Source organism: Streptomyces kebangsaanensis, from assembly GCF_001906585.1.
In the GTDB taxonomy this organism is placed as follows: Bacteria; Actinomycetota; Actinomycetes; order Streptomycetales; family Streptomycetaceae; genus Streptomyces; species Streptomyces kebangsaanensis.
Genome location: NZ_JUJA01000167.1, coordinates 215378 through 223908, shown reverse-complemented (window position 1 = coordinate 223908; position 8531 = coordinate 215378). Strand labels below are relative to the sequence as shown.

The following is an 8531-nucleotide window of genomic DNA, read 5'->3' as shown; positions in this document are numbered from 1 at the left end:
GCCGCTCCGCCGGATTGGCCCATGAATCCGTCACGGAAATGAACCCTATCGAAGGTCTTTCACGCCCCTAGCGTTGTGGACATGACGAACGAGAACACCGCCTCCACCGGTGACCCGACCGGACCGGCCCTGCGCGCCGCCACCGTCGAGGGACTGCGTACGGCCGTGTTCGTCGCGGCCGCCGGGATCGCCCTCGCCGCCCTGGTCGTCCTCGGCTTCGCCCCCACCCGTCGTCGGCGCCCCCCCGCCGACACCGGCGCGGCCCAGCGCGCCGTCGCCTGACTCACGCCGACTCACGCAAAGGAAAAGTTCATGAATGGTGTGGACACGCTGTCCTCCGTCGTGCGCGGCCGCGTCCTGTTGCCGGACGACCCCGGCTTCGACGCCGCTCGCCGCCCGTGGAACCGGGCCGTGGAGCAACCGGTGGCGGCCGTGGTCGAGGCCGCCGACGCCGCCGACGTCGCCGCGCTCGTCCGCCATGCCCGCTCCGCCGGACTGGGCGTCGCCGTCCAGCCGAACGGGCACGGCGCCACCGGCCGTACCGAGGGCACGATCCTGTTGCGCACCGGGAGGCTGGACACCCTGCGGATCGATCCGGCCGGCCGCCGGGCCCACGTCGGGGCGGGTGTGCCGTCCGGGCGGGTGCAGGCCCTCGCCGCCCGGCATGGCCTGACCGGCCTGCCCGGCAGCTCCCCGGTCGTCAGCGTCACCGGCGTCGCCCTCGGCGGCGGGCTGAGCTGGTTCGGCCGCGCGTACGGCTGGGTCGCCGACAGCGTGACCGCCTTCGACATCGTCGACGCCGAGGGACGGCGGCGGCACGTCACGGCGGAGACCGACGCGGACCTGTTCTGGGCCCTGCGCGGGGGCGGCGGGGACTTCGCAGTCGTCACCGCCCTGGAGACGACACTGCACCCGGCGCCGCGGGTGTACGGCGGCCGCGTCCTGTGGAGAGCCGAACACGCACCCGAGGTCATGGACGCCTACCGGAGGATCACCGCCACCGCCCCCGACGAGCTGACCGTCTGGCTGGACCTGCTGCACTTTCCCGGCGCCGATCCCATGGTCGCCGTCGACGTCACCTACCTCGGCGACGAGAGCGAGGCCCGCGACCTGCTCGGCCGGCTGCACCGCCTTCCCCGGCCGCTGTCGGACAGCAGGCGGATCATGCCGGTCTCCGAACTCGGAACCATCACGGCCGAACCCACCACCCCGGGACCGGGAACCTCACGTGGTGAACTGCTGACCGAGCTGGACGACGTCGCGGCAAAAACACTGCTCACCGATCCCGTCGCCCCGCTGCTGAGCGTCCAGATCCGGCACCTGGGCGGCGCGTTCACCCGCCCGTCCGACACGCCGCACGGCCCGCTGACCGAGCCCTACGCCCTCTACCTGTTCGGCATCCCCACCGACCCGGCGACCGCCGAGGCCGTCACCGCCAGGCAGCGCGCCCTCGCGCACGCCCTGCCCGTCAGCGGCCGCAAACCGCTGACCTTCCTCAACCCCGGTGAGACCGTGGCCGACGCCTTCACCCCCGCGACCCTCGCCCGGCTGCGCGACCTCAAGCACCGCCACGACCCGCACGACACCATCCGCGGCAACTTCCCCGTCCACGGCTGACCCACGGTCTGGGAAAGGTCTTCCCGGAAGCACCGCACCGAACGGCTCGGGCCGGACTCACGGCCGCCACACGTACCGTACGTCCGGCTCCCGCTCCTCGTTCCCGTTGCCGTCGGTGTGCTCGACGGGGACGAAACCGTGCCGTTCGTAGAAACGGTGGGCGGGCTTGTTGACCTGGAAGGTCCACAGGGACAGGCCCCGCGGGCTGCGTTCCTTGGCGAGCGTGACGAAACGGTCGCCGAGGCCGCGCCCGCGCCAGTCCGGGTCGAGATACAGCTGCGACAGCACCTCGCCGTCGAGCACCATGACGCCCACGACGCCGCTGCCACCGTCGGCCTCGGCGACCCATGTCTCATCTCGGGGCACCACCACATCCCTGAAGTAGGCGCGCACCTCGTCGTCGGAGTGCGGCCGGACGACGGTCGGCAGCGCGGCGGTGAAGGACCGCAGCCAGACGTCGGCGGCGGCCCGGGCGTCGGAGCCGACGGCCCGCCGCAGAACGACGGCACTCTCAGCACTCACGCGCTCTCCCCCTCTTCCTCCTCCGGTACGACTTCCTCCGGTACGGCGGCCGTCGCGGTGATCTCCACCAACTGCCCCGTGTATCCGAGGCAGGCGACCCCGATCAGCGTCGACGCGTGCGGCCCCGCACTGAGCCCGGACGCCTCGACCACCTGCCACACGGCACCGAGTACGGCGGGCTCACCGGCGACGACGTAGACATCGGTCGACAGCACGTGCGCGAAGTCGCTCCCGACCGCCCGTAGTTGCTCCGCCAGGTTGGCGATCACCTGCTCGGCCTGCCGCACCGGATCTCCCGCCCCGACCAGCTCTCCGCGAGCGTCCAGCGGTACGGACCCGGCGAGGAACGCCAGCCTCGTCCCCGCCTCGACGACAGAGGCGTGGGAGTACGTGGGCGGCGGGAAGAGACCGGGGGCGGTGACGCGGCGAATCACGGCGAGCTCCTGGGACGGTCGGGTGGGACGGACACGGGACAACTTTCCGATCATGGACCGGAAAACGAGTGGCGGCATCCGAATAACCGACGTAGGGATGACCCCGTGACGGACGACTCCTCGTTCCCGCGGGACACCGCCGACCGCCTCGCCGCCCTCCCCGGCGTCCGGGCCGTGGCCCTCCCCGGCGTCCGGGCCGTGGCCCTCGGCGGGTCCCGGGCCCAAGGGACCCACCGGCCCGTCAGGACCGAGCGGTGACCCGCCAGGTTCTCCTCCACCGCGTCGGCGTCCGCCGACCCGTCCGCGTTCTCGGCCGTTCGCCGGGCCCCTGCCCCACGACCTCGCGCCCCCGCCCCGGATCGTGGACCGTGGGTGAGCCGCATGACTGATGCGGTTGCAGCGCTATTCCGCGGCGGCAGGCTCTTCGGTTGCGAGAATGGCGGTCAGCAGGCCGGGAAAGCGCTGCTCCAGCTCCGTTTCACGCAGCTCGCTGTAGCGCGAGGTGCCTTCCTCGAACTGCGAGATGACGCCGCTCTCCCGCAGGATCTTGAAGTGGTACGTCGAGGTCGACTTGGACACCGACAGCCCGAACGAGCTGCAGTTCATGGGACGGCCGGCCCGGGCGAGAGAGCGCACGATGCCCAGCCGCAGCGGTTCACCGAGGGCACGCAGAACCAGGTGCACCGGGATCTCGCGCAGGTCGGGGTGGGGCAGGGCCTTCTTGGCGGGTGCACGTCTGACATTGGTGGACACACGGGGAGTCTACGTCGATCGCCCGGCAGTGGTACGTTGAATCTCGTAGTACGAGAAAATTACGACAACGGTCCGGGTGCCGCGCGGGCACGCCTGAGCACGCGCCGTGCGCGGGCAGGCCGAGTCGAGAACTGTCGCATACGACCGAGGCGCAACGGAGAAACCCTTGACCGACCCCACCCCGCAGCACGGTGCGACCGATGACCTGCTGTTCACGCCCTTCGACCTCGGCGGTGTCCGCCTGAGCAACCGCACCGCGCTGGCCCCCATGACGCGGATCAGCGCCACCGAGGACGGCCTGGTCACCGACCGCAACGCGCGCTACTACGCAGGATTCGCCCGCGGCGGGTTCGCACTGGTCATCACCGAGGGCGTCTACCCCGACACGGAGCACAGCCAGGGCTATCTGCACCAGCCGGGGCTCGCGACACCGGCCCAGGGCGAGGCGTGGCGGCCGGTGGTCGAGGCCGTGCACGCGGAGGGCGGCGCTATATTCGCCCAGCTCATGCACGCAGGAGCGCAGGCCCAGGGCAACCGCTTCCGCCAGGGAACGGTCGGTCCCTCCGCCGTGGCACCACGCGGCGAGCAGCTCTCCTTCTACCGGGGCAGCGGTCCCTACCCCACGCCGAGGGCCCTGGACGCCCGCGAGATCGCGGACATCCGCCGGGGCTTCGCGGACGCGGCCCGCCGCGCGGCCGCAGCGGGCTTCGACGGTGTGGAGGTGCATGGCGCGAACGGCTACCTGCTCGACCAGTTCCTCACCGACTACCTCAACCAGCGCGAGGACGGGTACGGCGGCGGTGTCGAAAACCGCGTGCGTCTGGCGGCCGAGGTCGTGGACGAGGTGCTCCAGGCCGTGGGCTCCGAGATCGCGGTCGGCATCCGCATCTCCCAGTCCAAGGTCAGCGACTTCCACCACCGCTGGGCGGGCGGCATCGAGGAGGCCGAGACCATTTTCACCACTCTGGCCCGCACCGGCGCGCACTTCCTGCACACCACCGAATACCGGGCGCTCGACCCCGCCTTTTCCACCGGTACGGAAACCCTGGCCGAGCTCGCGAAGAAGTTCAGCGGGTTGCCGGTGATCGCCAACGGCCACCTGGAGGACCCGGAGGCAGCCCGTGCCGTGCTGGAGTCCGGGGCCGCCGACATCGCCGCGATCGGCAAGGGTGCCCTCGCACAGCGGGACTGGCCCCATCGGGTGCGTGACGGTCTTGAGTTCGCGACCGAGCCGCACCCCGACACCCTCGGACCGCTCGCCGACATCAAGGACTGGGAACTGGCCCTGTGAACGCACCGACCTGACCGGCAAAGTGGTCGTTGCGGACCGGTGCGCCGCCCGCGCGATCGGTGAGGCTCCCGACGAACTGCGGCACCGTCACCAGCGCCGGTCGGCCCGGCGGCCGGCCTGGGCGCCCCCGCACCGGGAACGCTCCGGCGAACTCGGCAGCCGTGAACAGCTCGCCCGGCTCGTCACGGACCCGCATCGCCGGCGGATACGGCCCCCGTGCCGCCACCGGCCGCGCCACCTGCGCGGTCACGTCCGGAATCCGTGGCGACGGCCTCGGCCGCATCCACATCCAGCACCCCACCCGCGACCGGAACGGTAAGACGGCCGTGGCCCCGTACGACGAGCCGTCGGTCCGATCAGGCGCGGAACAAGCCGGCAGGGCCGTCACCGGCCGCGAACGACGGCCCTGCTCTGCCGGCTTCGTGCCGGAAGTCCTGGGTGTGCTCGGTGTTCAGGACGTCGGCCGTTCGATGTGCCGTGACTCCGAGGGCCGGATCGCGAGCGGCAGTGGTGCGGAGTGCACGATGTGGAGGCGGGAGACCGCTCGGGTGAGGACCACGTACATGCGGTTCATTCCGCGGGGCTCGGCTTGGACGATGGTTGAGAGTTCGACCACCACGACGTGGTCGTACTCCAGTCCCTCGCGTCGAGGATGCCTTCGGCAGCGGCGGCCAAAGTGTCCGGACGGGTGAGCAGGTCGGCGAGGATTTCCTCTTCGTCCTGCTCACGTTCCGGGGAGGGCGTACGCCGCGATCACGTTCGCGCCGCATGCACCGACGATCCGGGCGCTGCCGCCTGCTCGCCGCAATCGCCGGCCACCTCGCGAAAGCGTGATCCACACATCGAGATCAGCGGACGGGCGGATTCAGGAGGGCCACGTCCGCCGGCAATGTCTTCGGCGGCGCTTCGTATCCGGCGAGGCAGAGCCTGAGGCGGGTCCGGTCCTCGGCTTCGACGAACACCTGCTGTCCCCAGTGGGCGGTGAGGCGGTGCGCGACATCGACCAGCCGACGCCGGTCCTCCGGCGTGTACGCCGGGAAGCGTGCGTAGCCCTGGTCGGCGATCTCGTTGCCGAGTTCGCTGAACAGAAGGGCGCGGAAGCGCTGCTCCTCCTCGTCGGTCAGCGGTGTGGCGGTGTCCTCCGCGTCCTCCGCGGGCCGGAACCGGATGTTGTAAAGGTCTCGTACCACTGCGCGGCTCGCAATCTGCTCGAAGTCCGTTCGCGGGAGCCTACCGACCTACGTCTGCCGGCCCTCGCCAGTCCTTCCGCGGTCTCTCCCGCCCAGCCCACGCAACCGTCCGGGCGGATCAGGAACACTCCCGTGCCGTACCCCTGTGACGCGTCCGTGCCCGTTGTCAGCAGGGTCCAGTGCGGTCTCCGGAACACCTCGAACAGACATGTTCCGGACTACGGGCAGCGCTTCGCGGACGACCTTGTCCTCCGCTCATCCGCCCGCTGGTGGTCCGTCCGCCGGCCACTGCCGGCGAATACGCCCATGGCCGCGGAGGCACAAGGGCCCAACGGCCCTTGTCACCGGGGACCTTGGGGTCTTTGTCCTCAATGCCATACTGACCTGCGGTTTCGCCGGACGGATCGGCTTTTGTTCGCCGTGTCCGTCCACCGTCCCTCGTACGTTTCCCCAGGAGTCCACCCATGTCTCGACCCGTCCGCCAGTTCTCGGGCAGCGCCCCCACCGCCGTCGGGCGTGAGACGCGGAAGGGTTGCTGATCATGAGCGCGGACAACGGGACGTACCACGCCCTCCTCGCCCGGCACGACGCGATGCGGCTGCGCCGGCAGATGCTCTCCCCGGGTGGCGGCCCGGACGCGGACAGCGGCGGCGGCCCGGGGAGTCCGGCCGCCGGGCAGCCGTACGACGGGGCCGCCGACCAGCGGACCATCATGCACGGGCTCGACCTGGTGGCCCCGTTCGACGAGCTGATCGCCCACCTCTACCAGGCGCTGTTCGCCCGGCACCCCTCGCTGCGGTCGCTCTTCCCGGCCGATATGGAGTTCCAGCAGGCCCATCTGGCGCGGGCGTTCTGGTATCTGATCGAGCACCTGGACAGGCCCGAGCAGATCACCGCGACCTTCACCCAGCTCGGCCGTGACCACCGCAAACTCGGCGTGCTTCCCGCGCAGTACGCGGCGTTCGAGACCGCGCTGTGCGAGGCGCTGCGCGTCCGGGCCGGCGAGTACTGGACCGGGGAGCTCGAGCAGGCGTGGGTGCGGATGCTGCGGCTCGGCGTCACGGCCATGGTGCGGGGCGCGGACGCCGCGCTGCACGAACCTCCCTGCTGGCAGGCCACGGTGACGGGACATCAGCTACGCGGCCCGGACCTCGCGGTGCTCCGCGTCCGGCCGCACGAGCCCTTCCGGTACCGGGCCGGGCAGTACACCGCGCTGGAGTCCGCGCGGCTGCCGCACACCTGGCGCCCGTACTACCTGGCCGGCGACCCCGGCCGGGACGGGGAGCTGGAGCTGCACGTCCGGTGCACCGGCCCCGGCGGGGTGAGCGAGGCCCTGGTGCACCGCACCACGGCCGGGGACCAGGTACGGCTCGGGCCCCCCAAGGGGAACCTGGCACTCGGCGAGGACGCGGCGGCGGGTGAACTGCGGCTGGTGGCCTGGGACGCCGGCTGGGCCGCGATGAAGGCGCTGCTGCGGGAGCTGGACGGCCGCGCGCGGTCGGCGTCCGTGCCCGGGGTGCGGCTCTTCCTGGGCGCCGACGCGCTGTCCGACCTGTACGACACCGAGTACCTGACCGGGCTCGAACGCAGCCGCCCGTGGCTGACCGTGGTCCCGGTGACGGGCGGGGCGCCGGGGGAGGACGTGTACGACCGGCTGGCCCGCGCGGTGACCCGCGGCGGCCCCCCGGCGGCCGGCCGCGCCCTGCTCGCCGGGCCGCCGGCGATGATCCGCGCGGTGACGGCCGCCCTCACCCGCGCCGGGCTGCCCGCCGAACACGTCCTCCACGACCCGCTGCCGCCCGGCCCGCGCGATCTGCCCCGGCCCGCGGGGGACTTCGGCCCGGCCGGAACGCCGGTGTACCCGGGACAGTCCATCCCGGCCTGACCGACCGCCTTCGAACGGAGCCCGTGCCCACCCGGCCCGAAGTCGAGAACGGCCGTCTCGTCCGGTGACCCCGCACCGGCACGGGGGTTGTTTCCTGATCGAGCCCTCGTCTGCGGAGTGATCTGCCTCACGTCGTGTCACAACGGTGGATGCCGCGGTGTCTTGATGTCGACCCCCGGAACCGGAGGAGACACCATGGCTGAGAACACCGATGTCGTCGTGATCGGCGGTGGATACGCCGGCGTCATGGCCGCCAATCGCCTGACGCGGCGCGACGGCGTGACCGTGACACTGATCAACCCGCGTCCGGCCTTCGTCCACCGGGTCCGCCTGCACCAGCTGGTGGGCGGGTCCGACGACGCGGTCGTCGACTACCGGGACGTCCTGGCCGACGGCGTCCGGCTGGTGGTCGACACCGTGACACGGATCGACGCGGCCGGGCGTCGCGTGACGTCGGCTTCGAGCGGTACGGTCGGCTACGACTACCTGGTCTACGCGGTGGGCAGCGGCAGCGCCGACCCGCGCGTGCCCGGAGCGGCCGAGTTCGCCCATCCGATCGCCACCCTGGAGGAGGCGCGGCGGCTGCGGCCGGTCCTCGACGCCGCGCCCGCGACGGCCGCGGTGACGGTGGTCGGCGCCGGTCCGACCGGCATCGAGACCGCCGCCGAGCTGGCGGAGGCCGGCCGCACCGTGACCCTGGTCTGCGGCGGGGTGCTCGGCCCGTACCTGCACCCGCGGGGCCGGCGCTCGGTCGCCGGGCGGCTGGACAGGCTCGGGGTGACCGTGCTCGACGGCCCCGGCGCGAAGGTGACGGCGGTGACCCGCGACGCCGTACGGCT

General features: G+C 72.1%; 10 protein-coding genes and 2 pseudogenes. 6 read left to right on the top strand and 6 right to left on the bottom strand.

Translation table 11 applies throughout. The features are described 5' to 3' along the window. Positions 1-81 precede the first annotated feature (81 nt). Both RH94_RS35835 and RH94_RS35830 read left to right on the top strand, forming a co-directional pair. Complete coding sequence (locus tag RH94_RS35835; protein ID WP_143204112.1) at positions 82-282, top strand: hypothetical protein; 201 nt, start codon at positions 82-84, stop codon at positions 280-282. A gap of 30 nt (positions 283-312) precedes the next feature. Then, positions 313-1617, top strand: coding sequence for an FAD-binding oxidoreductase (locus RH94_RS35830; protein WP_073952466.1), 1305 nt, complete (start codon positions 313-315; stop codon positions 1615-1617). Positions 1618-1674: 57 nt separating this feature from the next. Here the strand turns inward: RH94_RS35830 and RH94_RS35825 are convergent, their stop codons facing one another. Beyond that, the gene (locus tag RH94_RS35825) at positions 1675-2139 is read right to left on the bottom strand and encodes a GNAT family N-acetyltransferase (protein ID WP_073952465.1); all 465 of its coding nucleotides are present in this window, start codon (positions 2137-2139) and stop codon (positions 1675-1677) included. Then, positions 2136-2573: a RidA family protein gene (locus RH94_RS35820; protein WP_073952464.1), complete on the bottom strand. Its 438-nt coding sequence runs from the start codon at positions 2571-2573 to the stop codon at positions 2136-2138. Before RH94_RS35820 ends, RH94_RS35825 begins: the two co-directional genes overlap by 4 nt. Positions 2574-2678: 105 nt before the next feature. Here RH94_RS35820 and RH94_RS41025 point away from each other — a divergent pair, with 105 nt between their 5' ends. Beyond that, positions 2679-2831 carry a hypothetical protein gene (locus RH94_RS41025; RefSeq protein WP_158073122.1) on the top strand — a complete coding sequence of 51 codons (153 nt, stop codon included), beginning with the start codon at positions 2679-2681 and terminating at the stop codon, positions 2829-2831. 144 nt (positions 2832-2975) lie between these two features. On the opposite strand, the gene RH94_RS35815 is transcribed toward RH94_RS41025, so the two are convergent. Then, positions 2976-3326 carry an ArsR/SmtB family transcription factor gene (locus RH94_RS35815; protein WP_073952463.1) on the bottom strand — a complete coding sequence of 117 codons (351 nt, stop codon included), beginning with the start codon at positions 3324-3326 and terminating at the stop codon, positions 2976-2978. 166 nt (positions 3327-3492) lie between these two features. Here RH94_RS35815 and RH94_RS35810 point away from each other — a divergent pair, with 166 nt between their 5' ends. Beyond that, complete coding sequence (locus RH94_RS35810; RefSeq protein WP_234426272.1) at positions 3493-4617, top strand: oxidoreductase; 1125 nt, start codon at positions 3493-3495, stop codon at positions 4615-4617. On the opposite strand, the gene RH94_RS35805 is transcribed toward RH94_RS35810, so the two are convergent. From RH94_RS35805 to RH94_RS35795, 3 genes and pseudogenes are all read right to left on the bottom strand, one after another. Continuing rightward, positions 4592-4867, bottom strand: coding sequence for a hypothetical protein (locus RH94_RS35805; protein WP_199881133.1), 276 nt, complete (start codon positions 4865-4867; stop codon positions 4592-4594). The genes RH94_RS35810 and RH94_RS35805 overlap by 26 nt on opposite strands. A gap of 201 nt (positions 4868-5068) precedes the next feature. Beyond that, positions 5069-5260 (bottom strand): annotated as a pseudogene (locus tag RH94_RS45700) (hypothetical protein); the annotation flags it as partial. Positions 5261-5465: 205 nt separating this feature from the next. Then, positions 5466-5807 (bottom strand): hypothetical protein, encoded by a 342-nt coding sequence (locus RH94_RS35795; RefSeq protein ID WP_073952462.1) that lies wholly within the window; start codon positions 5805-5807, stop codon positions 5466-5468. Between the two features lie 541 nt (positions 5808-6348). Between RH94_RS35795 and RH94_RS35790 the strand changes: the two genes are divergently transcribed. Together RH94_RS35790 and RH94_RS45695 are read left to right on the top strand one after the other, a co-directional pair. After that, a complete protein-coding gene (locus tag RH94_RS35790; RefSeq protein WP_073952636.1) occupies positions 6349-7692 on the top strand; it encodes a globin domain-containing protein in 1344 nt (447 codons plus the stop codon). 195 nt (positions 7693-7887) lie between these two features. Beyond that, positions 7888-8531, top strand: a pseudogene (locus RH94_RS45695) (NAD(P)/FAD-dependent oxidoreductase); the annotation flags it as partial.